We start from the raw sequence: 20,944 nt of genomic DNA, 5'->3' as shown, positions 1-20,944 counted from the left end.
ACCAACTGGAGAACTGTCATGATCGCCGTAGGAGACAAGATACCCGCCGTTAACCTGACTTTGGTTGCCGCCGAAGGAGACGAAGTGCTGACTGCTGACGCGCTGTTTGCGGGTAAGAAAGTGGTGCTGTTTGCTGTGCCCGGCGCGTTTACCCCCACCTGCTCCCGCGCTCACTTGCCGGGTTTTGTGGTGCATGCCGACGAGATCAAAGCCAAGGGGGTGGATATGATCGCCTGTGTGGCGGTCAACGACGGCTTTGTGATGCGCGCCTGGGGTGAGCAGCAAAATGCCGAGGCCATAACCATGCTCGCCGATGGTGGTGCGGCCTTCACCAACGCCATCGGACTGACGATGGATACCGGTGATTTCGGCGGTGTGCGCTCTCAGCGTTACGCCATGATCGTCGAGGATGGCAGCGTAACCCACCTCAACGTCGAACAACCCAAGAGCTTTGAAGTCAGCAGCGCCGAGGCGATGCTGGCGCTACTGTAATCTCGCCAGCTGGCCGCCGCCTCAGCTGACGCTGTAGGTGGCGGTGCCCAGTGCGATCTCGTTACCACTTTCGTTCTTCAGGGCCATGCGGGTTACGGCGACCCGGTTGCCATGGCGAATCACGTGGGCCTCGGCTTCGAAATAGTCCCCGCGCCCCGGCATCAGGTAATCGACGCGCATATCGATGGTACTGATTTTCTGCAGCCGTTTGACCACTTCGTCGATGCCGATCGCGCTCAGCTTGTTGATGGTGCCGCTCATGGCGGCCAGTCCGCCGGCGATATCCAGCAGGGTGGCGGTGACACCGCCGTGCAGAATCTGCTGGAAGGTGTTGCCGATCAGCTCCGGCTTCATCGGCGCGCGGATCAGGGTGTGGGCGGCGGAAACATCGATCACCTCGATCCCAATCAGTTGGTGAAACGGGACCTGATGGTTGAAGTGGTCGGTTATTCCGTCAATCAGTTGCTGCTGCTCCACATTCTGCTCCTGTCTGCTTTGGGCTGGCTCGCTGTCCGGCTGCTGAAACGCTAGCCGGTGAGCGGATGGATGGCAATGACCAAACAGCTCGCCCTGCGGCTCAGAGCCCGTAGGCTTCACCCGCGCCGAGCAGGGTAAGAACACCCAGCACGGCAAAGATCAGCGCGGCGACACCGTGGACCAGTCGGGTGGGCATCTTGTGAGCGATTCTGTCACCCAATATTACAGCGGGCGCGTTAGCGATCATCATGCCCAGTGTCGTTCCGGCCACGACCCAGCCCAGTGCCTGATACTGGGCGGCCAGCGCCACGGTGGCGATCTGGGTCTTATCCCCCATCTCGGCAAGAAAAAAAGCGATCAGGGTGGTGGTGAATACGCCAAAGCGTGCCAGCTTGGCGTCCTCTTCGTCGAATTCGTCCGGCACCAGAATCCAGGCAGCCATGGCAAGAAAAGAGCCGCCCAGGATCCAGCGCAGGGTTTCGGCGCTGATCAGGGTGGTGAGCCATTGGCCGAGGGCGCCGGCAAAACCGTGATTGACCAGGGTTGCGACCAGAATCCCCCAGATGATCGGCCAGGGGCGGCGAAACTTGGCGGCCAGAATGAACGCCAGCAGCTGGGTTTTATCACCGACTTCCGCTAACGCGACAATTCCGGTGGAGACGAGAAAGGATTCCACAATTGATTCTCCGGGCCGGTTCAACACCAAAGACCACGACACCTCCCGGCCCATGCGAGGGGATCGTGGTCAAAGGTCTTGCCAAACCGAGGTCGCCTGCACCATGGCCTTCGGCCAAGTCTGTTGATACAGGCCCTTTTTTCCGGTTAAGGAGGGAAAGGAGGCTACTCCCCAATGACGAGCGCGATTCTAATCAGCGCCCGCCGCGCTGTCCAGTCCGGCGGGCGCTGGTGGCCCTGCTCAGATCGCCATGGCCAGCCGCGTACCCTGATCGATGGCGCGCTTGGCATCCAGCTCGGCCGCCTTGTCGGCACCGCCGATCAGGTGATGGGGTTTGTCGAGGCCATCAACCAGCGCCCGCAGCGGTTCCTGACCGGCACAGATCACCACGTTATCCACCGCAAGCAGCCTTGGCTCTCCGGCAATACTCAGATGCAGGCCGTGGTCGTCGATCCGCTGGTACTCACAGCCCGACAGCATCTCTACTCCTTTGGCCAGCAGCCCCGCCCGGTGCGCCCAGCCGGTGGTTTTGCCGAGGCCCGCGCCGACCTTGCTTTGTTTGCGCTGCAGCAGCCAGATCTGACGGGGCGACGGCGCGACCTCCGCGCGGACACCCTCCACGCCGCCGCGTGCTTGCAGCGACATATCCACTCCCCAGCTTTGCATAAACGCCGGAATGTCGGTGCTGGTATCAGCACCGGCGTGAGTCAGTACCTCACAGATGTCGAAACCGATGCCGCCGGCACCGATCACCGCGACCTTGTTGCCGACGGCAGTGCCGTTCATTACCTCCAGATAGCTCAGTACCTTGGGGTGGTCGACGCCGTCGATGGGCGGGGTGCGCGGCACGATGCCGGTGGCCAGAACTACCTCGTCGTAGTCGCCCTGATTGAGGCGGTCGGCATCAACTTCGGTATTGAGTCGCAGCTCGACGCCGGTCAGCTCCAGTTGACGCTGGAAGTAGCGCAGGGTCTCGTAGAACTCGCCCTTGCCAGGGATGCGCTTGGCGATATTGAACTGGCCACCGATCTCGCTCTGGCGGTCGAACAGGGTGACCCGGTGACCACGGGCCGCCGCGGTGGTGGCAAAAGCCAGCCCGGCGGGACCTGCGCCTATAACCGCCAGCTTCTTGGGTGTAGCGGTCGGCGTGGGGTTAAGCTCGGTTTCGCGACAGGCGCGTGGATTGACCAGACAGCTGGTCAGCTTGCCCTGAAAAATATGGTCCAGGCAGGCCTGATTGCAGCCGATACAGGTGTTGATTTCATCAGCGCGGCCGGCCGCCGCTTTGGCGACGAAGGCCGGGTCGGCCAGGAAGGGGCGTGCCATGGAGACCATGTCGGCGTCACCGCGTTCGAGCACCGCTTCGGCCACATCCGGCGTATTAATGCGGTTGGAGGTGATCACCGGAATGCTCAGCGCCTGTTTCACCTTGGCGGTCACCCAGGTGAATGCGGCGCGCGGCACCTTGGTGGCGATGGTGGGGATCCGTGCTTCATGCCAACCGATACCGGTGTTGATCAACGTAGCGCCGGCTTGTTCGATCGCTTGCCCGAGGGTCACAATCTCGTCGTAACTGCTGCCGCCTTCCACCAGATCCAACATCGACAGGCGGTAGATGATGATGAACTGTTCGCCCACCCGTTTGCGTACCCGCTTGACCACCTCGATGGCGAAACGGATTCGGTTCTCGTAGGCACCGCCCCAGGCGTCGTCGCGCTGGTTGGTACGGGTGACGATGAACTGGTTGATGAAGTACCCCTCGCTGCCCATGATCTCCACGCCGTCATAACCGGCCTCTTTGGCCAGCGCGGCGCACTGGGCGAAGTCTTCGATCTGCTGTTCGATCTCCGCTTCAGTGACCGCGTGGGGTTTGAACGGGTTGATCGGTGCCTGAATGGCCGAGGGGGCAATCAGCTGCGGGCTATAGGCGTAGCGACCGGTGTGCAGGATCTGCATGCAGATCTTGCCACCTTCCGTGTGCACCGCGTCAGTGACTATACGATGGGCCTCGGCATCTTCGGCGCTGGCCATCACGCTGGCGCCCGGCATCACCACGCCCTGCTGGTTGGGGGCGATGCCGCCGGTGACAATCAAACCCACACCGCCGCGGGCGCGCTCGGCGTAAAACGCGGCCATTTTTTCGTGCCCGTTGGGCAGCTCCTCCAGACCAGTGTGCATGGAGCCCATCAGGACCCGGTTCTTAAGCGTGGTAAAGCCCAGATCCAGCGGGGCCAGCAGGTGCGGGTAGGGTGTTTCGGTGGCGATAGCGGCGCTCATGATGATGATCCTGTCGAGCCGTTACGACGGCGTTTATTAGGGTTGTAGTAACTGGACGGTGTCAAGATAACGCCTCATTTTGACGCCGTCAAGATGAGGTGTAAGATGCGTCCATGAACAATCCAAAATCGAGTTACCACCACGGCGACCTACGCAGTACCCTGTTGCAAGCCGCTACCGACCTGATTCGTGAGGGCGGTGTCGAGGCACTGAGCATGCGTAAGCTGGCGGATCGTGTCGGGGTGTCGCGCACCGCCCCCTATCATCACTTCACCGATAAGCACGCGCTGCTGTCGGCACTGGCCGAGGAGGGTTTTCGCCGTTTTGAGCAGCGGCTGCAGGCAGAGGTCGGCGACTGCGCGCCGGCCGAACGGCTGGATCAGTTCGTGCGCTGTTACATGGATTTCGCCCTGGCCAGCCCCGAGACCTACAACCTGATGTTCGGCAGCGGTGTCTGGCAGGCTGGCGCGCCGACCCCGACGCTGAAGGCGGAGGCCCATGGCAGCTTTCGCCGTTATGTCGAGCGGGTGGAACAGTGGCAGGCCGAGGGGGTGCTCCCGGCAGAAGTCGATCCGTTGCGATTTGCGCAGATTAGCTGGAGCACTCTGCACGGGCTGGCGCGGCTGATGATCGACGGGATCTATGTGGATGCCCATCATCTGGAGGCGTTGCTGGATACCGCGGTTGGACTGTTTCGGCAGGCGTTGTAGCTCATTGGCGCAACCGGAAAGCGGGAACTAGACTGTGCAGGTGTTGTTTTTTTCACGAGGAGCCTGATTAACCGGGGCGTCGCACGCGTCCGCAACGAGGAGGAATCGCCATGGGATTCTTCAGCGATCTGTTTTCAAGTCATCCGAAATACCCGCCGCTTGACCTTAACAGCCACTCCGCCCAGCTGCTGGAAGAGGTCAAACCCCAACTGAAAGAGCTGGCTGGCAAAGTGTCCGACCCGCTGGAGGTGATTCCCTCCGAGCATGCGGCCTATGTCTTTATCGGCAAACCTCCGAAGAGCTTCGGTCTGGCCTGGGTGCACGACGGTGAGGTCAGCGGCCTCAATACCCTGATTGAAGAGCACGGCATGAAACCGGACGAGATCGCCCATGTGGTCGATGAGCTGCGAGAGGCCTACAAGCACTGTGATCGGGCCGAACGGTACAGTGCCGAACTGGAAGGCACCAAACTGGTGGTCACGCCGTCCGATCAGCTGGAGCACGAAGTTCACGACATCATCGATAAACTGACCCACTGACTCTTGCCACGGGGCGGGATTCACCCGCCCCGTGGCAACCGGCTCCCTTTTCTCTCCCTTTTTCCTCCCTCCTGGGTCCCATTCTTTTGGTTGCCCGCTTGCTTTAATGCGCTCATTCCCACCCGCAACTTCACCTGAACACGGAGCGCGCGATGAAATACTTTGTCCCCCTTGATGATGATCAGCTGTACCGCAGTCAGCCGTTAAAACAGTACCGGCTGGTGCCTTACGACCCCGCTCTCCATCTCAGCGCGGTGCGCAAGCGATACGCCCAAAAGAACGGTGCCCGGGCAGAGGGGAGGACGCGCGATGCCAATGGTAAGAGCTAGGGACATGATCGTGCTGGGGCTGATGCTGCTCGGGTCCCACGCGATGGCCATGGTAACGCCATCACTGGCGTCTGAGGTCCGCGCGGGGCTTTTGCTGCAGACCGACGATGGCCGCCGCTCTGCGGCGCTGCTGCAGCACACCACTGTCAGTTTCGACATCAGTGGTCTGTTGGTGCGCACCCGGGTGGAGCAGGCCTTCGTTCATCAGGGTGACGGCTGGGTCGAGGGTATCTACAGCTTTCCGCTGCCCGACGATGCGGCGGTTGACCGGCTGCGGATGCAGATCGGTGAGCGGCTGATCGAGGGCCAGATTCACGCACGCGAGGAGGCTCGCCAGCGTTATGAGCAGGCCCGCGTGCAAGGCAAACGAGCCAGTATTGTCGAGCAGCAGCGCCCCAATATCTTCACCACCTCGGTAGCCAACATCGCCCCGGGAGACAGGGTGGTTATCGCTATCGAGTATCAGCAGCGAGCCGGTTACAGCGGTGGCCGTTTCAGCTTGCGGTTTCCGCTGACACTTATGCCGCGCTACATCCCCGGTACCCCCTTGCTGCCCTCCGAGGCGCGGATTGGCGATTCCGACCAGCGACCTGCTGCGCTCATTATCGACAATCGAGCCTTTGGCTGGGCAGCCGCCACCGATCAGGTGCCGGATGCCGCTCTGATTACCCCGCCGGTGGCGGCTTCCGGTGAACCCTTAACCCATCGGGTCTCGCTCAGTGCCCGCCTGAAACCGGGCTTTGCCCTGGCGCGGGTTGAAAGCCGCTATCACCCGGTGACGGTGACGTCGATCGCGCCCGGTGAGCTGGCTATTGAACTGGCCGATGAGAGCGCCATCCCGGACCGTGACTTTGCTTTGGAGTGGGAGGCAGAGTCTGGAGCGCAGCCCGTGGCCGCGTTGCTGGAGCATGAGCAGGATGGTGCCTACTACGGCAGCCTGATGATTCTGCCCCCGGCGCCTGAAAGCGGCGCGACCCCTCTGCCCCGGTCGCTAACGCTGGTGCTCGATATATCCGGCTCCATGCATGGGGCGTCGATCACACAGGCCCGGCAAAGCCTGCAACAGGCGATCGCCGCGCTGAGGCCGCAGGACCGGTTCAATATTATCGTGTTCAACAACCGCTCTTATAGCCTGTTCGAGCGGCCCCTGGCCGCGTCGCCCGTTAACCGGATGCAAGCACTTACTTACATTGCGGGTCTGGAAGCAGAGGGCGGCACCGAAATGGCCGCAGCGATCAAGCGCGCCCTGTCCCAGCCGGAGCAGCCGGGCTATGTTGAGCAGCTGCTGTTTATCACCGACGGTGCAGTGGGCAATGAAGCGGCGCTGTTTAACCTGATCCAAGCCCGGCTCGGTCGCCAGCGGTTGTTCACCGTTGGCATCGGCTCGGCACCCAACAGTTACTTCATGCGCAAGGCGGCGCAGTTGGGGCGGGGCACCTTTACCTTCATCGGCAGCAGCGGCGAGGTGCAGCAGCGGATGGAGGCGTTGCTCGGCAAGCTCGATGCGCCGCAAATGACGGCGATCGGGATTGACAGCGACGAGGCCCTGGAACTCTACCCCGACCGCCTGCCGGACCTGTATCCCGGTGAGCCGCTGATGGTCACCTTCCGCGCCCGCCAACGACCGGGTCGGCTTACGCTGCGCGGCAGCACGGGCGAACGCCCCTGGCAGCAATCGCTGATGCTCAAGACCGGCGCTGAGAATCCTGCGATCAGCGTGCTCTGGGGCCGGGAGCGAATTGCCGCACTGATGGATGATTACCGCCAGGCCGGTGATCCTTCAGCGCGGGATGCGCTCCGCCAACAGGTGGTGGAAGCGGCGTTGGCACACCATCTGGTATCCCGGTTTACCAGTCTGGTGGCGGTGGATGTGACCCCGTCCCGTCCGGTGGGTGAGTTGCTCGCAACGCAGGTGGAAAAGAACCGCTTGCCGCATGGCACCAGCCAGCAGCAGATCTTTGGGTTGGCCAAAACCGCCACCAGCGCGCCGCTGCAGATCGCCATGGGGCTGCTGTTGCTGCTGGCGGCCTGGCTGGCTCATGCCCAGGGTAGGCGGCTGGTGAGTTGCTGTATGGCGATCAGAAAGGAGTGTGATCATGCTTAAGCGGGTCCCGTTGCTCGGTGTGGCGCTGGGTCTGGCGGGGCTTATGTTGCTGACCAACGGTGGCTGGATCTGGGCCAAAGCGCAGTTGGCCCAGCTGTTGTTGCAGCGCAGCTGGAGTGCGATGCAACAGCAGGGGCGTGAGCTCAAACCCTGGCCCTGGGCCGATACCCATGCGTTAGCCCGACTGCGCCTGCCGGCGCTCGGTGTCGACCAGCTGGTGCTGGACGGCGATAGTGGCCGCACTCTGGCTTTTGGACCGGGCTTGAACAGTAATAGTGGTCTGCCCGGGAGCAGCCGGTTAACCCTGATCAGCGGTCACCGCGATACCCATTTTCGCTTTTTGAGCCGAATCGAGTCCGGCATGGAGATAGAGGTGGAAACGCTCCAAGGACGCTGGCGCTACCGGATTGAAGCCCGTCAGGTGATCAACATTGATGAAGGGGCGGTCAGCGTATCGGACAACCGGCCCGGTCTGCTGCTGGTGACCTGCTACCCCTTTGATACGCTCGAACCGGGCGGACCGCTGCGGTTGTTGGTGTGGGCAGAACCCGCAGAGCAGGCTTTGGCCCACACCAACGACCCGGCACTATCGGCGCCACAGCCTCAGGGGCTGGACCCGGTGCGGATATGAACTTAGTGCTTGGGCTGGGTGACTTCGTAGACCGCTTCAGTGTGCTGCGCTGCTTTTCCCAGGTTGCTGGCCGGTAGCTGGGTCGCTTGAAAGGGTTCCGGCAGCAGCTGTTGCAGCTGCTCGTCGATTATTACTACGTTGCGATCACGCGGCCCGCTCTGGCATAAATTAACCGCTGCGTTGACTGCGGGGCCGAACAAGGTTTGGTACTGGTACTGAGGATGGCCGATGGTCGCTTGCTGAACGGGGCCGTAGGCCAAGCCCGCACGGAAGTAAACGCCAGTCAGGTCCTCGCCCATGGTAAGCCACTCCTGTTTGATCTGCTCAAACACACGACTCATCTCCAGCGCGGCCTCCACGGCCACTTGGGGGTGATTGTCTACCGCTTGCGGGACGTTAAAGCGCAGTAATACACCGTCCCCCATGTACTTATCCACGGTGGCGCCGTATTTGAAAGCGACACTGCAGACCCCTTCAAGGTACTCGTTGATGTGATGAATGGCGGCGGTAACGTTGAGTTGGTTAAACAGCTGCGACGAGTTGGTCAGGTCGCTAAACAGCAGCGTGGCGTACTCTGTTTTACGCACATTGTTGACGCCGAGAAGATCGCGAAAGCCCGGTTGTTCTGTGAACTCGGCCACCTTGCGTGCCAGCCGGTTGGACAGTTGCTCTACCAGCGCTAGGCAGGCGTCATCAAACTGCCCCTGCTGGCGATTCAGCAGCTGCAATACTCCTACCGCCTCGTTTCCGTCGAATAGCGGGACGCAGAGTATATCCTCGGAGTGATATCCGCTAACCGCGTCGGCCTTGGTAAAGTGATCGGGGGAAACCAGCGAGTTGGACAAAGTGAACGATTGGGCGTCGGTGAAGCATTTGCCGGCTAGACTTTTCAGTGGAATGATCTTGCGCCGCAGCTTCAGGGTTTGGTCGTTGACCGGCAGCAGTGATAGAAACACCAGGTCGGTGACCTGATCGTTGTCGCTGCGATTGGGCAGATAGACGGAACCACCGCTGGCTTGAGTCATCTGCATCAGATTGGCCAGCTCCCGATCGATTTCCGACTTCTTGGCCGATGCGGCTGCCCCGGTGCGTCGGGCAATCGACAGCTCGTCCAGCAGCAGCTTGTTGGTGGCGCGCAGGTTAGCTTGGTTCTGGTCCAGTTGATTCTTCTCGTTTTCCAGCCGTTCCAGCTTAACCTCCAGCTGCAGTTTGGTGATGTAACGGGTTACCGCCACAATCACCCCCGCGACCGATAACAGGCCGGTGACAATACCCAGTATTTCTGACCAGGCCATAACGCCACTCCTTGAACCGCTGCTCAGGTACTGACTCAGTGTAGACGGCGCGCTTGGCAAAGGCGGTGGACAAAAAAATGCCCGCTAAAGCGTTGGTGGGCTTTGCGGGCATCGGTTAGGTCGCGGTGACCTGTTGTTGGTGGAGCTGGCGGGACTTGAACCCGCGTCCAGAATGTTTCCGAACCAGTGATACTACATGCTTAGTCAGTCATTTGGTTAACCCTATGGACTCCGGCTGACAGGATTCCGTCGGGCGAGCCTGATTGGTTTTAGCGCTTTGGCTCCAGGCGAAGCCGCCGTCGCGATCCTGTATAGGATGACCTTCCGAACCCCGACCTACAGGCAAATACAGGTGGAAGGGCTTCTACTGCTGTTTAGGCAGCGAGAGCGTAGTTTTCGTCGTTTGCGACTATATGTTGGTAAGGTTGATTTACGTGATCACTTACCGCTCACGGCATGCACACAGGACATACGCACCCTGTCGAAACCAAATCAGCCCCGGAAACCGGTTTTGTTGGGCAGGTGGGTTACCTGTAACGCTTAGGACCGACATTGTGGCAGAAAATTCCTGCCGCGAACATCAGTGCCTGTTCATAATCCGTTGTTTCTGGCGATTCCAGTCGCGATCTTTCTCGGTATCGCGCTTGTCGTGCTGGCGTTTGCCCTTGGCCAGGGCTATTTCACACTTCACCTTGGAGCCTTTCCAGTACAGCGCCAGCGCGATGCAGGTGTGGCCTTTCTGTTCGGTAGCAGCGAACAGTTTGGCCAGCTCGCGCCGGTGCAGCAGCAGCTTGCGATCACGGGTGGGATCGGCCACTACATGCGTACAGGCGGTCTGCAGCGGGCTGATATGGGCGCCCACGAGCCAAGCCTCCTGATTCTGGAGGATGACGTAGGAGTCCACCAGCTGCGCTTTTCCGGCCCGCAGGCTTTTGACTTCCCAGCCGGCCAACGCCATACCCGCCTCGAAGGTCTCTTCGATGTGATAGTCGAAGCGGGCCTTTTTGTTGAGCGCGATGGTGCCGCTGCCGGTACCTTTTTTCTTTGCTTTTGCCATGGGCGGCGATTATATAGAGGCGCTGGTGCGAAAGCGAGATGCGGCTTCGCCTTCGTGGCGGTTGTGTCAGCCGGTCGGTCCGGTACAATGCGCCCTTTTTTATCCAAGCAGATGATTTTTTATGCAGGAACGGCAGTCGATACACGGTTCTTGGGCGAGCCGCTGGACCTTTATTCTGGCCGCAACGGGGTCATCCGTCGGTCTCGGTAACATCTGGAAGTTCCCCTACATTACCGGCGAGAACGGTGGTGGCGCCTTTGTGCTGGTCTATCTCGCCTGTATCGCGGCCGTGGGGATTCCCATCTTTATGGCTGAAGTGGTGGTGGGGCGCCGAGGTCGCCAGAGCCCGATCCACTCCATGCGTGATGTAGCGCTGGAGGCGGGACGCGATCCGCGTTGGTCCTGGCTGGGCTGGATGGGCGCGCTGGCAGGCTTCATGATCTTTGCCTTTTACAGCGTGGTTTCCGGTTGGGTGCTGGCGTATGTGTTTCATACCCTGAACGGTACCTTCAACGGCGCCGGCAGCGAGGCGGTGGGCGCAGTGTTTGACGGTATGCTGGGCGATCCGACCACGCTGACCCTGTGGCACACTATCTTTGTGGCGATGGTGATGGTGGTGCTGTCCCGGGGTATCAGCAAGGGGTTGGAGCAGGCGATCCGCATCATGATGCCGTCGTTGTTCGTGCTGGTGTTGCTGCTGTTGATGTATGCGCTGACCACCGGTTCCTTCGGGCGTGGCGTGGAGTTTCTGTTTGCGGCTGATTTCTCCAAGTTGAGCTGGAACTCGGTGCTGGTAGCGCTGGGTCATGCGTTCTTCACCCTCAGCCTGGGGATGGGGGCGATGATGGTTTATGGCTCTTACATGCCCAAAAATGCCTCCATTGCCGGTACTGCCATGATCGTCGCGGGTCTGGATACCTTGGTGGCGCTGGCCGCGGGGATGGCGATCTTTCCGCTGGTGTTTGCCAACCAGCTCGATCCCGGTGCCGGTCCCGGCCTGATGTTCGTGACGCTGCCGGTGGCCTTTGGCGGGATGCCCGGCGGACAGGTGTTCGGCTTCCTGTTCTTTCTGATGGTGTCGATTGCCGCCTGGAGTTCAGCGGTATCGCTGATGGAGCCGGCGGTGGCTTGGATGGTGGAGCGCTTTCCCGTCAGTCGTAACCAGGCCTGTCTGGTGCTGGGCGCCGGTGGTTGGGTGCTGGGTCTGGGCGCGCTGGCGTCGTTCAATATCGGTGCCGACTGGCTGCTGTTCGGGATGAACTTCTTTGATTTCCTTGATTTTGTCACCGCCAACCTGTTGCTGCCGCTGGGTGGGCTGCTGACGGCGCTGTTTGTCGGCTGGTGGCTGCCGGCGCGTATCAGTCGTGACGAGATGAGCAGGGATAACGCTGCGGGTTACTCCCTGTGGCTTTTGCTGGTGCGATTTATCGCCCCGGTGGCGGTTCTGGTAGTATTTGTAGCGAATCTTTACAGCAAGTTCGCAGCATAAGGGGCGTTTTGATGACACAGGTAGATCGCAGTGCGCTGGTTCTGCATTCGGCGCGGCAGATGTTCGACCTGGTCAACGATGTGAAAAGTTACCCCGGTTTTCTGCCTTGGTGTTCCGGGGCCGAGATCATAAGCGCCGGTGAAGAGGAGATGGTAGCCAAGCTTAAGGTCGCCAAGGCGGGCTTCAAGTACAGCTTTACCACCCGTAACCGGCTGGAGGCACCTGACCGTATCCACATGGAGCTGGTGGAAGGGCCGTTTAGCTCGCTGGCGGGGTACTGGACGTTCACCCCATTGAGTGAGGACGCGTGCAAAGTGAGCCTGAGTCTCAGTTTTGATTTTGCCGGCAAGCTTACCGGTATGGCGATGGGAAAAGTGTTCAATCAGATCGCGGTGGCGATGGTCGACGCGTTTTGCCGTCAGGCCGACCAGCGCTACGGAGGTTAGTACCATGATTCAGGTCGAGGTCGCTTATGCGCTGCCCCACGATCAGAAGATCGTCAAGCTGAAGGTAGAAGAGGGCTGTACGGTATATGAGGCGGCTGTGCGCTCGAAGTTGAAAGATCATTTCCCCGAGATCGACCTGAACAGTGCGCCGATGGGGATCTTCGGCAAGGCGGTGCGTAACCCCAAAGGTGAGCTGATCCGTGAGGGGCAGCGGGTTGAGATCTACCGGCCGCTGTTGATCGATCCCAAGGCTGCGCGAGCGAATCGTGCAGCGAAGGTGAAAGCTGAAAAAAAGGCCGCTGACTAACGGCCTGTTGTCTCGCTGTTGCTACTCAGGGTTGGGGGCGGAAATCGCCGCTGAGGCGACTCAGCTTGTCGTCGTCGAAGTACAGGGTCAGACGTTGTTGCTGACGCTCTCCGCCACCCTCTTGCAGGGTATAGAGATAATCCCAGCGGTCCTGATGGAAGGTGTCCGTGACGGCCGGCGTGCCGAGCACAAAACGCACCTGGCTGCGGCTCATGCCGGGGCGCAGCTGGTCAACTTGCTCCTGAGTAATGACGTTGCCCTGCTGGATGTCGATTTTGTGCACTCCGGGAAAGAAGGAGCAGCCGGCCAGTGTCAGGGCGAGAATGCTAATAATAACCTTTTGCATTTGTAAACAGCTTCCACTATCGCGCGAAATCGGGATAATACAGCAATACTAAGCATAAGCTAAGAGTTCAGAGTGGCCCCTATGACGGTTGAAAATCAGGAGTTGCGCAAGGCAGGTCTTAAGGTGACCCTGCCGCGAGTCAAGATCTACCAGATCCTCGAACGTGCCGGTGAAGGTGATCACTGGAGCGCAGAAGATATCTACAAGATCCTGATGGAGTCCGGTGATGATGTGGGTCTGGCGACCGTCTATAGGGTGTTGACCCAGTTTGAAGCTGCCGGTCTGGTGGTGCGCCATCACTTTGAGGGCGGGCACTCGGTATTCGAGCTGGCGGCTGACGAGAAGCACGACCATATCGTCTGCGTTAAGTGTGGCCGGGTGAAGGAGTTCAGTGATCCTGAGCTCAAGCGCCGTCAGGACCAGATTGCTAAGGAGCTGGGTTTTACCATCTCTGATCGCACCCTCTATCTCTACGGGGAGTGTGATGGCGGTTGCGAGAAGTAACCGCTGGTTCAAGCGTTAAAAGCCGGGCTGAGCCCGGCTTTTTTTGTGGGTACTGGCTGGATTAACGTAGAGCCAGCATCTCTTCGGCGTGGTCCAGCGAGCGCTGGGTGATTTCAATACCACCGAGCATGCGGGCCACCTCTTGCACCCGGGCCTGTTGGTCAAGCGCTTCGACCCGCGAGTAGCTGTCGTTGTTGGCGCTTTGCTTGCTCACGTAGAGGTGGTGATGGCCGCGGGCAGCAACCTGGGGTTGATGGGTGACGCAGAGAACCTGGCAGCGCTCGCCCAGTTGGCATAGCAGGCGCCCGACCACTTCGGCGATGGCCCCGCCGATACCCACATCCACCTCATCAAAGGCCAGCACTGGTGTGGCGCTGGTTTTGGCGGTGACCACCTGGATGGCGAGACTGATGCGTGACAGCTCACCGCCGGAGGCGATCTTTGCCAGCGCCTTGGGCGGGTTGCCGGGGTTGGTGCTGATCAGGAATTCAATCTCCTCCAGCCCTCCGGGGCCCGGGTCACGCTCGTTCAGGCGGGTTTCGAAGCGGGCGTTGCTCATCCCAAGCTCGGTCAGTTGGTCGTTGATCTGCTGGTTCAGGGCGGCGGCAGCGTCGCGTCGGCGTGTCGTGAGCTGGTCGGCCAGTTGGCGGTACTGCTGTTCGGCGGCGTCGGCTTCGGCGTTCAAGGCTTCAATGGCGGCTTCCGGCTGCTCCAGGCTATCCAGTTCGTCGGCCAGACTCTGGTGCAGTGCGGGCAGCTCTTCCGGTGCGACCCGGTGCTTGCGTGCGACCTGCAACAACAGGCTGAGGCGCTCGTCGACCTCCTGCAGGCGCTGGGGATCGAGTTCGATTCGGTCCAGGTAGCGGGCCAGTTCTGCGGAGGCTTCTTCGACTTGGATCAGCGCGCTGCTCAGCAACTCGTTAACGTTGTTGAGTTCGGCGGAATCGATCTGCAGGTCTGCCAGGCAGTGCAGGCTCTGGTTGAGCAGGCTGGCGCAGCTGCCTTCTTCACCCTCGGTGATCCACTGGCGCACCCCTTCGCCGCTCTGCAGCAGTTCACCGGCGTTGGCCAGCTCGCGCTGTTCGGTTTCCAGTTGCTGCAGTTCCCCCTCGGTCGGCGAGAGCTGGTCCAGCTCCTCGACCTGGTAGCTCAGCAGTTGAATCCGGGCGCTCTGATCGTCGGCGTTCTGTTGAACCTGGGCCAACTGCTTGGTCAGGCCGCGCCAGTGGCGAAAATGCTCGCGCAGCTCGTTGGCGTCGTTGTCGAGACCCGCGTAGGCGTCCAGTAGTGGGCCGTGATTGTCGCGTTTGAGCAGGCGTTGGTGTTCGTGCTGGCCGTGGATCTCGATCAGTAGCTCGCCCAGTTCGCGCAGGTGCTGCAGGGGGCTGGGTTGGCCGTTGATAAACGCCCGCGAGCGGCCGTTGCGGCTGATCACCCGGCGCAGGATGCAGTCATCGCTCTGGTCGAGGGCGTGCTCCTGCAGCCAGAGCCGTGCCCCCTGCAAGGTGCTTAGATCAAAGCTGGCGCTGATGTCGGCGCGGTCACAGCCCTGGCGGATCATGTCGCTGTCAGCGCGGTCACCTAGGGCCAGGCCCAGGGCGTCGAGCATGATCGATTTGCCAGCACCGGTTTCGCCGCTAATCACGGTCATGCCGGTGTCCAGCTCCAGTTCCAACTGGTCGATAAGGGTGAAGTCGCGGATGCTGAGATGGGTAAGCATAAGGGGGCGCCTGCACTGTGGTGTCTGTGTATTTATACAGTAGTTTTGGGGTTCTCGCCAGCGATTCAAAAGCCATGCGTAACGGGGGGTAAAAAACCGCTTGAAACGGATGGCATCATCCCCATATAGGGGAGTCAGATCGATTTGATGCTCGGATTTCACCCGATATTTGGAGGCGTAAATGGCGAACGACAAGAAAACTCAGGCAGCACAGCCGGAGACGGAGGCAGACGTAGTGCAGCCCGAAACCGCAGAGACGGCCGCGGCTGAGGAAGCGGTTGCCGGGAACGAGGATTCTGTCGGCGTAGATCAGTTGCAGGCGGAGCTGGAGAAGGCTCAAGCCGCGCTGAAAGAAGCTGAGGAGCAGGTGCTGCGGGCGCGTGCCGATGCCCAGAATATTCGCCGGCGAGCTGAGCAGGATGTGGAAAAAGCGCACAAGTTTGCGCTGGAGAAGTTCGCCAACGAGCTACTGCCGGTGGTAGATAACCTGGAGCGCGGGCTCGAGTCTGCGGGCCAGGAAAATGTTGCGGTCGAAGCGATCCGCGAGGGGGTTGAGATGACCCTGGGGATGTTCCAGAGCGCGCTGGGTAAGTTCAATGTTGAAGCGCTCGACCCTGCCGGTGCAGCCTTTGATCCCCAGCATCATCAGGCGATGTCGATGGTGGAAAGCCCCGATGCGGCCCCCAATACCGTGCTGCACGTGATGCAGAAAGGTTACCTGCTCAACGGTCGTCTGCTGCGCCCGGCGATGGTGGTGGTAGCCAAGGCGCCGGCTGGGCAGGCGACATCGATCGACGAAAAGGCTTGAAACCCTGATTTTCGAACCAATATAGAGACCAAGATTCACGAATTTGTCGGCCCGGGTCCCGATTCCGGTGCCGAACATGACCAAACCTGGAGAAAGCAATGGGCAAAGTAATTGGCATCGACTTGGGTACCACCAACTCCTGTGTGGCGATCCTGGATGGCGACAAAACCAAAGTTATCGAAAACGCTGAGGGCGATCGCACTACGCCTTCCATTATCGCTTATACCGATGACGATGAGATTCTGGTTGGCCAGTCTGCCAAGCGTCAGGCGGTAACCAACCCCAACAACACCCTGTTTGCCATCAAGCGTTTGATCGGCCGTCGTTTCAAAGACGACGTGGTGCAGAAAGATATCAAGATGGTGCCCTACAAAATCATCGAAGCCGACAACGGCGACGCTTGGGTTGACGTAAAGGGCAAGAAGCTGGCTCCGCCGCAGATCTCTGCCGAAACCCTGAAGAAGATGAAGAAAACCGCCGAAGATTTCCTCGGCGAGAAAGTGACCGAAGCGGTAATCACTGTACCGGCCTACTTCAACGACTCCCAGCGTCAGGCGACCAAAGACGCCGGTAAGATCGCGGGTCTGGAAGTCAAGCGGATCATCAACGAGCCGACCGCGGCCGCTCTGGCCTACGGCATGGACAAGCAACGCGGTGATCGTACCGTCGCGGTTTATGACCTGGGTGGTGGTACTTTTGATATCTCCATCATCGAGATCGCCGACATGGATGGCGAGCACCAGTTCGAGGTGCTGTCCACCAACGGTGACACTTTCCTCGGTGGTGAGGACTTTGACCTGCGTGTGATCGAATATCTGGCCGAGTCCTTCAAGAAGGATACCGGCATCGATCTGCACAACGACCCGCTGGCGCTGCAACGCCTGAAAGAGGGCGCAGAGAAGGCCAAGGTTGAACTGTCCAGCTCGCAGCAGACTGACGTTAACCTGCCCTACATCACCGCAGATGCCAGTGGCCCCAAACACCTTAACGTCAAACTGACCCGCGCCAAGCTGGAGTCGCTGGTTGAAGAGCTGGTTACCCGTTCGCTGGCACCCTGTGAGCAGGCGCTGAAAGACGCAGGCCTGTCCACGTCCGAGATCGACGACGTGATTCTGGTCGGCGGCCAGACCCGGATGCCGCTGGTGCAGCAGAAGGTGAAAGAGTTCTTTGGCAAAGAGGCGCGCAAGGACGTAAACCCCGACGAAGCGGTTGCCATTGGCGCGGCGATTCAGGGTGCGGTGCTTTCCGGTGACGTCAAAGACGTGCTGCTGCTGGACGTAACCCCGCTGACTCTGGGTATCGAAACCATGGGTGGCGTTGCGACGCCGCTGATCGAGAAGAACACCACCATCCCGACCAAGAAATCGCAGGTGTTCTCGACCGCTGACGACAACCAGACCGCGGTAACCATTCACGTGGTTCAGGGTGAGCGCAAGCAGGCGGCGCAGAACAAGTCGCTGGGGCGTTTTGACCTGGCCGATATTCCGCCGGCGCCGCGTGGTATGCCGCAGATCGAGGTCAGCTTCGACATCGACGCCAACGGTATCCTCAACGTGTCCGCCAAGGACAAGGCCACCGGCAAGGAACAGTCCATCGTCATCAAGGCTTCCTCCGGTCTGTCCGATGAGGAGATCGAAAAGATGGTGGCGGACGCCGAGGCGCACTCCGCCGAGGACAAGAAGTTCGAAGAGCTGGTCACAGTGCGCAACGCTGCCGATGGTATGATCCACACCAGCAAGAAGACGCTGGAAGAGGCGGGCGACAAGGCAACCGCGGACGAAAAAGCGGCGATCGAAAAGGCGATCGAAGAGCTGGAAGAAGCCCTCAAGGGCGACGACAAGGATGCCATCGAGGCCAAGACCACCGCGCTGACCGAAGCGGTTTCAACTGTAGCTCAGAAGATGTACGCCGAAGCGCAGCAGCAGGCTGAAGCAGAAGGTGCCGAGCAGCAGGCTGACAGCGGTGCTTCGGACGACGCGGTAGACGCCGAGTTTGAAGAGGTGAAAGACGACAAGAAGTAATGCTTGTCGCCTGAACTCATCATACTGACGCAACGCGGGAGACTCTCCCGCGTTTGCGGTTAAGTCTGCGGGCCTTCGGCCCGGGCTGATTTAAGACAACGGACCCGTTATGTCGAAGAGAGATTACTACGAAGTTCTGGGGGTTTCCCGTGACGCCTCTGATCGCGATATCAAGAAGGCGTATCGCCAGGCGGCGATGAAACACCACCCGGATCGCAACCCTGGCGATAAAACGTCGGAAGAGAAGTTCAAGGAGGCCAATGAGGCCTACGAAGTGCTTTCCGACGCGCAGAAGAAGGCGGCGTACGACCAGTATGGCCATGCCGGTGTTGATCCCAACTCCGGTGGCTTCGGTGGCGGCGGTGGTTTCCAGGGTGGTGGTTTTGGCGACATCTTCGGCGATGTATTCGGCGATATCTTCGGCGGCGGAGGCGGTGGCGGTGGTCGTCGTTCGCGCGTTCAGCGCGGCGCTGATCTGCGCTACAACATGGAGCTGGATCTGGAGGAAGCGGTCCGCGGGGTCGAGAAGAAAATTCGTATCCCGACGCTGGTTGCATGTAAGAAGTGTTCCGGCACCGGTGCCAAAGAGGGCTCCAAGCCCAAGCAGTGTACTACCTGTGGCGGTGTCGGCCAGGTGCGGATGCAACAGGGCTTCTTTTCGGTTCAGCAAACCTGTCCCGCCTGTCACGGTGAAGGCTCTATTGTCACTGACCCCTGTGGTGATTGTCGCGGCCGTGGTCGGGTCGAGGAGACCAAGACCCTGTCGGTGAAAATTCCGGCGGGGGTTGATACCGGTGATCGTATTCGTCTGTCCGGCGAAGGCGAGGCGGGTACCCACGGCGGCCCGGCGGGCGATCTGTTTGTGCAGGTGGCGGTGCGCAAGCACGCGATCTTCGAGCGCGACGGGCGCAATCTCTACTGCGAAGTGCCGATCAGCTTTGTCGACGCGGCCCTGGGCGGCGAACTGGAAGTGCCGACTCTGGATGGTCGGGTGAAACTGAAAGTTCCGGAAGAGACCCAAAGCGGCAAGATGTTCCGTCTGCGCGGCAAGGGGGTGACTCCGGTGCGCGGTGGCCCAGCTGGCGATCTGCTGTGTCGGGTATTGGTGGAAACACCGGTCAACCTCAACAGTCGTCAGAAAGAGCTGCTGCGTGAATTCCAGTCCAGTCTGGATGAAAAGTACGCCAAGCACTCCCCCAAGAAGACCAGCTTCTTCGACGGGGTGAAGAAATTTTTCGAAGATATCTAGAGATGTTGCGGTAAAACAACGTGATATCAAGCGGCCTGCGGGCCGCTTTTGCGTTCAGGGGCAGAGGATGATCGGGCAGTTGTCCGCCTGAGGTTGACTCACGGGTTTGCTCGCGTTGCCCAGTTCGTTCAGGCTGTCGAGCAACCGGGCATCGCTCGGGTCGTACCTTAAGCCGCAGTGCAGTGAGGCAATCGCCTGCCCATCGCACCCGATACGCTCCAGTGCGTAGGCTTGGTTGTTCCAAGCGCTGGTATTGGCTAAGTCCAGCCTCAGGGCCTGCTGATAGTGGCTTAGCGCTAGGGCAGGGCTGCCCGCGCTGTAGTCGGCGTTGGCTCGCGCGATCCAACCATCGACGAATTCAGGCCACTGGGTGGTCAGGCTGCGGTAGCCCTGTTGCGCGCTGGACAGCTGTCCGACCTGCTCCAGCTGCAGGGTGGCCCGCAACCAGGACTTGGCGGTGGCCGTGGCGGGCGGTTGGGTCGGCGAGGTAACCACCAGTGCCCAGCGTTGGGCGCGGCTCCAGCTTTGTTCGAATAGTGCCAGGGGGCGGCGCAGTGCCCTGTTTTCGCCGGAATGTAGAATAATGGCCTGCTGCTCGCGATCGTAACCGACCGCCACGGCGTAGTGCCAGCGGGGAAGCATGTCCAGGCCGAGATTCTGCAGTACCAGCACCGGGTTGCCGGCGGCCAGCTCCTGCAGCAGCGCACCCAGCTCTGGCGGGAGCGGAAAGGGCTGTAACCCGGCGGCACGGGTCGCCGCAATCAGGTCGCTTTGCAGGCTGCCGCCACGCTGCGCCAGATAAACGCTTTGGCGCAGCTGCTCCGGGTTGGTGTCTATCTGGCGAAAGTTAAGCACGGCGGCCAGTGCTGCCGGGCCGCACTGGTCGGTAGTCTGGGGGTAAAACGGCACCCCGCTAACCAGCGACGATGGCTGGTCGAGCAAGCCGCTCTCTCGTAGCTGGGTGGTTTGTGGGGCGCTGGTACAGCCGGTCAGCATGGCGGCCAACAGCGCCGCCAGCCATAGCCTGTTCATAGGTCAGTGTTTTACCGGGTGGATGAACGGGAAGATGTCGGTGGCACCGATCACATCGGTGACGACGAAGACAATAAACACCACCAGTGCGATACCCAGCACACCCGATCCGGCGGGCAGCTCTTCAAGCTTGCCATTGATCGCGGCCAGCTCATCGGTTGTCAGGTGGTTGATGCGCTGGTCCAGTGTGGCCGGGTCGGCGCCCAGTGCCAGCAGTTGGTCGCGGACGTCGTCGCGAGCCAGCAGTTGTTTCAGTTGCTGGCGCTGTTCGTCCATCTGGCTGTGTCCGAACAGAGTGCTGTTGTCGACCATCGCTGCGTTCGCGGCCGGCAGCGTGGCGAACAGCAAGGAGAAAGAGGTAGCAAGGGCAAGAAGCTGACGGGAAAAACGATGCATGGTGATCTCCTGTTGAGTTGTGCCTGAGACAGTATAAGC

The 20,944-nt window shown here is 60.3% G+C and carries 22 protein-coding genes, 1 other RNA gene and 1 riboswitch; of the genes, 13 read left to right on the top strand and 10 right to left on the bottom strand.

Features of this window, described 5'->3' with window-relative positions; translation table 11 throughout:
* Window positions 1-18: 18 nt before the first annotated feature.
* Complete coding sequence (locus tag JJQ76_RS06555) at window positions 19-492, top strand: peroxiredoxin (protein WP_210395912.1); 474 nt, start codon at window positions 19-21, stop codon at window positions 490-492.
* 21 nt (window positions 493-513) lie between these two features.
* Here JJQ76_RS06555 and JJQ76_RS06550 read toward each other — a convergent pair whose 3' ends face one another.
* From JJQ76_RS06550 to JJQ76_RS06540, 3 genes are all read right to left on the bottom strand, one after another.
* Complete coding sequence (locus JJQ76_RS06550; protein WP_210395911.1) at window positions 514-969, bottom strand: thioesterase family protein; 456 nt, start codon at window positions 967-969, stop codon at window positions 514-516.
* A gap of 100 nt (window positions 970-1,069) precedes the next feature.
* The gene (locus tag JJQ76_RS06545) at window positions 1,070-1,645 is read right to left on the bottom strand and encodes a TMEM165/GDT1 family protein (RefSeq protein WP_425515224.1); all 576 of its coding nucleotides are present in this window, start codon (window positions 1,643-1,645) and stop codon (window positions 1,070-1,072) included.
* Between the two features lie 4 nt (window positions 1,646-1,649).
* Window positions 1,650-1,830: riboswitch (yybP-ykoY riboswitch) on the bottom strand.
* Window positions 1,831-1,885: 55 nt separating this feature from the next.
* Window positions 1,886-3,922: an NADPH-dependent 2,4-dienoyl-CoA reductase gene (locus tag JJQ76_RS06540; RefSeq protein ID WP_210395910.1), complete on the bottom strand. Its 2,037-nt coding sequence runs from the start codon at window positions 3,920-3,922 to the stop codon at window positions 1,886-1,888.
* A gap of 113 nt (window positions 3,923-4,035) precedes the next feature.
* On the opposite strand from JJQ76_RS06540, the gene JJQ76_RS06535 reads away from it, so the two are divergent.
* The 5 genes from JJQ76_RS06535 (at window position 4,036) to JJQ76_RS06515 (ending at window position 8,235) form a co-directional block, all read left to right on the top strand.
* Complete coding sequence (locus tag JJQ76_RS06535; protein WP_210395909.1) at window positions 4,036-4,632, top strand: TetR/AcrR family transcriptional regulator; 597 nt, start codon at window positions 4,036-4,038, stop codon at window positions 4,630-4,632.
* A gap of 110 nt (window positions 4,633-4,742) precedes the next feature.
* The gene (locus JJQ76_RS06530) at window positions 4,743-5,171 is read left to right on the top strand and encodes a hypothetical protein (protein ID WP_210395908.1); all 429 of its coding nucleotides are present in this window, start codon (window positions 4,743-4,745) and stop codon (window positions 5,169-5,171) included.
* 152 nt (window positions 5,172-5,323) lie between these two features.
* The gene (locus JJQ76_RS06525) at window positions 5,324-5,500 is read left to right on the top strand and encodes a hypothetical protein (protein ID WP_210395907.1); all 177 of its coding nucleotides are present in this window, start codon (window positions 5,324-5,326) and stop codon (window positions 5,498-5,500) included.
* A 4-nt stretch (window positions 5,501-5,504) separates the two neighbouring features.
* Entirely contained in the window at window positions 5,505-7,604 is a 2,100-nt protein-coding gene (locus tag JJQ76_RS06520) for a marine proteobacterial sortase target protein (protein WP_210395906.1), read from the top strand.
* Window positions 7,597-8,235 (top strand): class GN sortase, encoded by a 639-nt coding sequence (locus tag JJQ76_RS06515; protein ID WP_210395905.1) that lies wholly within the window; start codon window positions 7,597-7,599, stop codon window positions 8,233-8,235. The genes JJQ76_RS06520 and JJQ76_RS06515 overlap by 8 nt, the downstream gene beginning before the upstream one ends.
* Window positions 8,236-8,237: 2 nt before the next feature.
* Here JJQ76_RS06515 and JJQ76_RS06510 read toward each other — a convergent pair whose 3' ends face one another.
* The 3 genes from JJQ76_RS06510 to smpB form a co-directional block, all read right to left on the bottom strand.
* The gene (locus JJQ76_RS06510; RefSeq protein ID WP_210395904.1) at window positions 8,238-9,530 is read right to left on the bottom strand and encodes a GAF domain-containing protein; all 1,293 of its coding nucleotides are present in this window, start codon (window positions 9,528-9,530) and stop codon (window positions 8,238-8,240) included.
* 137 nt (window positions 9,531-9,667) lie between these two features.
* Window positions 9,668-10,030: a transfer-messenger RNA gene (gene ssrA, locus JJQ76_RS06505) on the bottom strand.
* An 80-nt stretch (window positions 10,031-10,110) separates the two neighbouring features.
* Window positions 10,111-10,587 (bottom strand): SsrA-binding protein SmpB, encoded by a 477-nt coding sequence (smpB, locus tag JJQ76_RS06500; protein WP_210395903.1) that lies wholly within the window; start codon window positions 10,585-10,587, stop codon window positions 10,111-10,113.
* Window positions 10,588-10,708: 121 nt separating this feature from the next.
* Here smpB and JJQ76_RS06495 point away from each other — a divergent pair, with 121 nt between their 5' ends.
* From JJQ76_RS06495 to JJQ76_RS06485, 3 genes are read left to right on the top strand one after another with little or no spacing between them, the layout of a single operon-like run.
* Window positions 10,709-12,076, top strand: coding sequence for a sodium-dependent transporter (locus JJQ76_RS06495; protein WP_210395902.1), 1,368 nt, complete (start codon window positions 10,709-10,711; stop codon window positions 12,074-12,076).
* An 11-nt stretch (window positions 12,077-12,087) separates the two neighbouring features.
* Window positions 12,088-12,522: a type II toxin-antitoxin system RatA family toxin gene (locus tag JJQ76_RS06490; protein ID WP_210395901.1), complete on the top strand. Its 435-nt coding sequence runs from the start codon at window positions 12,088-12,090 to the stop codon at window positions 12,520-12,522.
* Window positions 12,523-12,526: 4 nt separating this feature from the next.
* Window positions 12,527-12,829, top strand: a complete 303-nt coding sequence (locus JJQ76_RS06485; protein WP_210395900.1) for an RnfH family protein — start codon at window positions 12,527-12,529, stop codon at window positions 12,827-12,829.
* Between the two features lie 25 nt (window positions 12,830-12,854).
* Here the strand turns inward: JJQ76_RS06485 and JJQ76_RS06480 are convergent, their stop codons facing one another.
* Window positions 12,855-13,175: an outer membrane protein assembly factor BamE gene (locus tag JJQ76_RS06480; protein ID WP_210395899.1), complete on the bottom strand. Its 321-nt coding sequence runs from the start codon at window positions 13,173-13,175 to the stop codon at window positions 12,855-12,857.
* Window positions 13,176-13,256: 81 nt separating this feature from the next.
* On the opposite strand from JJQ76_RS06480, the gene fur reads away from it, so the two are divergent.
* Window positions 13,257-13,679 carry a ferric iron uptake transcriptional regulator gene (gene fur, locus JJQ76_RS06475; protein WP_210395898.1) on the top strand — a complete coding sequence of 141 codons (423 nt, stop codon included), beginning with the start codon at window positions 13,257-13,259 and terminating at the stop codon, window positions 13,677-13,679.
* A gap of 61 nt (window positions 13,680-13,740) precedes the next feature.
* Here the strand turns inward: fur and recN are convergent, their stop codons facing one another.
* Entirely contained in the window at window positions 13,741-15,399 is a 1,659-nt protein-coding gene (gene recN, locus JJQ76_RS06470) for a DNA repair protein RecN (protein WP_210395897.1), read from the bottom strand.
* 181 nt (window positions 15,400-15,580) lie between these two features.
* Between recN and grpE the strand changes: the two genes are divergently transcribed.
* From grpE to dnaJ, 3 genes are all read left to right on the top strand, one after another.
* Complete coding sequence (gene grpE / locus JJQ76_RS06465; protein ID WP_210395896.1) at window positions 15,581-16,207, top strand: nucleotide exchange factor GrpE; 627 nt, start codon at window positions 15,581-15,583, stop codon at window positions 16,205-16,207.
* A gap of 98 nt (window positions 16,208-16,305) precedes the next feature.
* The gene (gene dnaK / locus JJQ76_RS06460) at window positions 16,306-18,228 is read left to right on the top strand and encodes a molecular chaperone DnaK (RefSeq protein ID WP_210395895.1); all 1,923 of its coding nucleotides are present in this window, start codon (window positions 16,306-16,308) and stop codon (window positions 18,226-18,228) included.
* 109 nt (window positions 18,229-18,337) lie between these two features.
* Window positions 18,338-19,477: a molecular chaperone DnaJ gene (gene dnaJ / locus JJQ76_RS06455; RefSeq protein WP_210395894.1), complete on the top strand. Its 1,140-nt coding sequence runs from the start codon at window positions 18,338-18,340 to the stop codon at window positions 19,475-19,477.
* A gap of 54 nt (window positions 19,478-19,531) precedes the next feature.
* On the opposite strand, the gene JJQ76_RS06450 is transcribed toward dnaJ, so the two are convergent.
* Window positions 19,532-20,509 (bottom strand): PA2778 family cysteine peptidase, encoded by a 978-nt coding sequence (locus tag JJQ76_RS06450; RefSeq protein WP_210395893.1) that lies wholly within the window; start codon window positions 20,507-20,509, stop codon window positions 19,532-19,534.
* Between the two features lie 3 nt (window positions 20,510-20,512).
* Entirely contained in the window at window positions 20,513-20,905 is a 393-nt protein-coding gene (locus tag JJQ76_RS06445) for a DUF6627 family protein (RefSeq protein WP_210395892.1), read from the bottom strand.
* Between the last annotated feature and the right edge of the window lie 39 nt (window positions 20,906-20,944).

Origin of the sequence: Motiliproteus sediminis (assembly GCF_017912535.1) — a bacterium.
Taxonomy (GTDB): Bacteria; Pseudomonadota; Gammaproteobacteria; order Pseudomonadales; family Balneatricaceae; genus Motiliproteus; species Motiliproteus sediminis.
Note: the sequence above shows the minus strand (reverse complement) of the source record. Positions and strands in the feature narration are given on the sequence as shown.

What these genes read in the sequence shown, in the direction of transcription:
- JJQ76_RS06555 (WP_210395912.1), top strand. Translation starts at nt 19, where the DNA reads ATGATCGCCGTAGGAGACAAGATACCCGCCGTTAACCTGACTTTGGTT.
- JJQ76_RS06540 (WP_210395910.1), bottom strand. Translation starts at nt 3,922, where the DNA reads ATGAGCGCCGCTATCGCCACCGAAACACCCTACCCGCACCTGCTGGCC.
- JJQ76_RS06535 (WP_210395909.1), top strand. Translation starts at nt 4,036, where the DNA reads ATGAACAATCCAAAATCGAGTTACCACCACGGCGACCTACGCAGTACC.
- JJQ76_RS06530 (WP_210395908.1), top strand. Translation starts at nt 4,743, where the DNA reads ATGGGATTCTTCAGCGATCTGTTTTCAAGTCATCCGAAATACCCGCCG.
- JJQ76_RS06525 (WP_210395907.1), top strand. Translation starts at nt 5,324, where the DNA reads ATGAAATACTTTGTCCCCCTTGATGATGATCAGCTGTACCGCAGTCAG.
- JJQ76_RS06520 (WP_210395906.1), top strand. Translation starts at nt 5,505, where the DNA reads ATGATCGTGCTGGGGCTGATGCTGCTCGGGTCCCACGCGATGGCCATG.
- JJQ76_RS06515 (WP_210395905.1), top strand. Translation starts at nt 7,597, where the DNA reads ATGCTTAAGCGGGTCCCGTTGCTCGGTGTGGCGCTGGGTCTGGCGGGG.
- JJQ76_RS06510 (WP_210395904.1), bottom strand. Translation starts at nt 9,530, where the DNA reads ATGGCCTGGTCAGAAATACTGGGTATTGTCACCGGCCTGTTATCGGTC.
- smpB (WP_210395903.1), bottom strand. Translation starts at nt 10,587, where the DNA reads ATGGCAAAAGCAAAGAAAAAAGGTACCGGCAGCGGCACCATCGCGCTC.
- JJQ76_RS06495 (WP_210395902.1), top strand. Translation starts at nt 10,709, where the DNA reads ATGCAGGAACGGCAGTCGATACACGGTTCTTGGGCGAGCCGCTGGACC.
- JJQ76_RS06490 (WP_210395901.1), top strand. Translation starts at nt 12,088, where the DNA reads ATGACACAGGTAGATCGCAGTGCGCTGGTTCTGCATTCGGCGCGGCAG.
- JJQ76_RS06485 (WP_210395900.1), top strand. Translation starts at nt 12,527, where the DNA reads ATGATTCAGGTCGAGGTCGCTTATGCGCTGCCCCACGATCAGAAGATC.
- JJQ76_RS06480 (WP_210395899.1), bottom strand. Translation starts at nt 13,175, where the DNA reads ATGCAAAAGGTTATTATTAGCATTCTCGCCCTGACACTGGCCGGCTGC.
- fur (WP_210395898.1), top strand. Translation starts at nt 13,257, where the DNA reads ATGACGGTTGAAAATCAGGAGTTGCGCAAGGCAGGTCTTAAGGTGACC.
- recN (WP_210395897.1), bottom strand. Translation starts at nt 15,399, where the DNA reads ATGCTTACCCATCTCAGCATCCGCGACTTCACCCTTATCGACCAGTTG.
- grpE (WP_210395896.1), top strand. Translation starts at nt 15,581, where the DNA reads ATGGCGAACGACAAGAAAACTCAGGCAGCACAGCCGGAGACGGAGGCA.
- dnaK (WP_210395895.1), top strand. Translation starts at nt 16,306, where the DNA reads ATGGGCAAAGTAATTGGCATCGACTTGGGTACCACCAACTCCTGTGTG.
- dnaJ (WP_210395894.1), top strand. Translation starts at nt 18,338, where the DNA reads ATGTCGAAGAGAGATTACTACGAAGTTCTGGGGGTTTCCCGTGACGCC.
- JJQ76_RS06450 (WP_210395893.1), bottom strand. Translation starts at nt 20,509, where the DNA reads ATGAACAGGCTATGGCTGGCGGCGCTGTTGGCCGCCATGCTGACCGGC.
- JJQ76_RS06445 (WP_210395892.1), bottom strand. Translation starts at nt 20,905, where the DNA reads ATGCATCGTTTTTCCCGTCAGCTTCTTGCCCTTGCTACCTCTTTCTCC.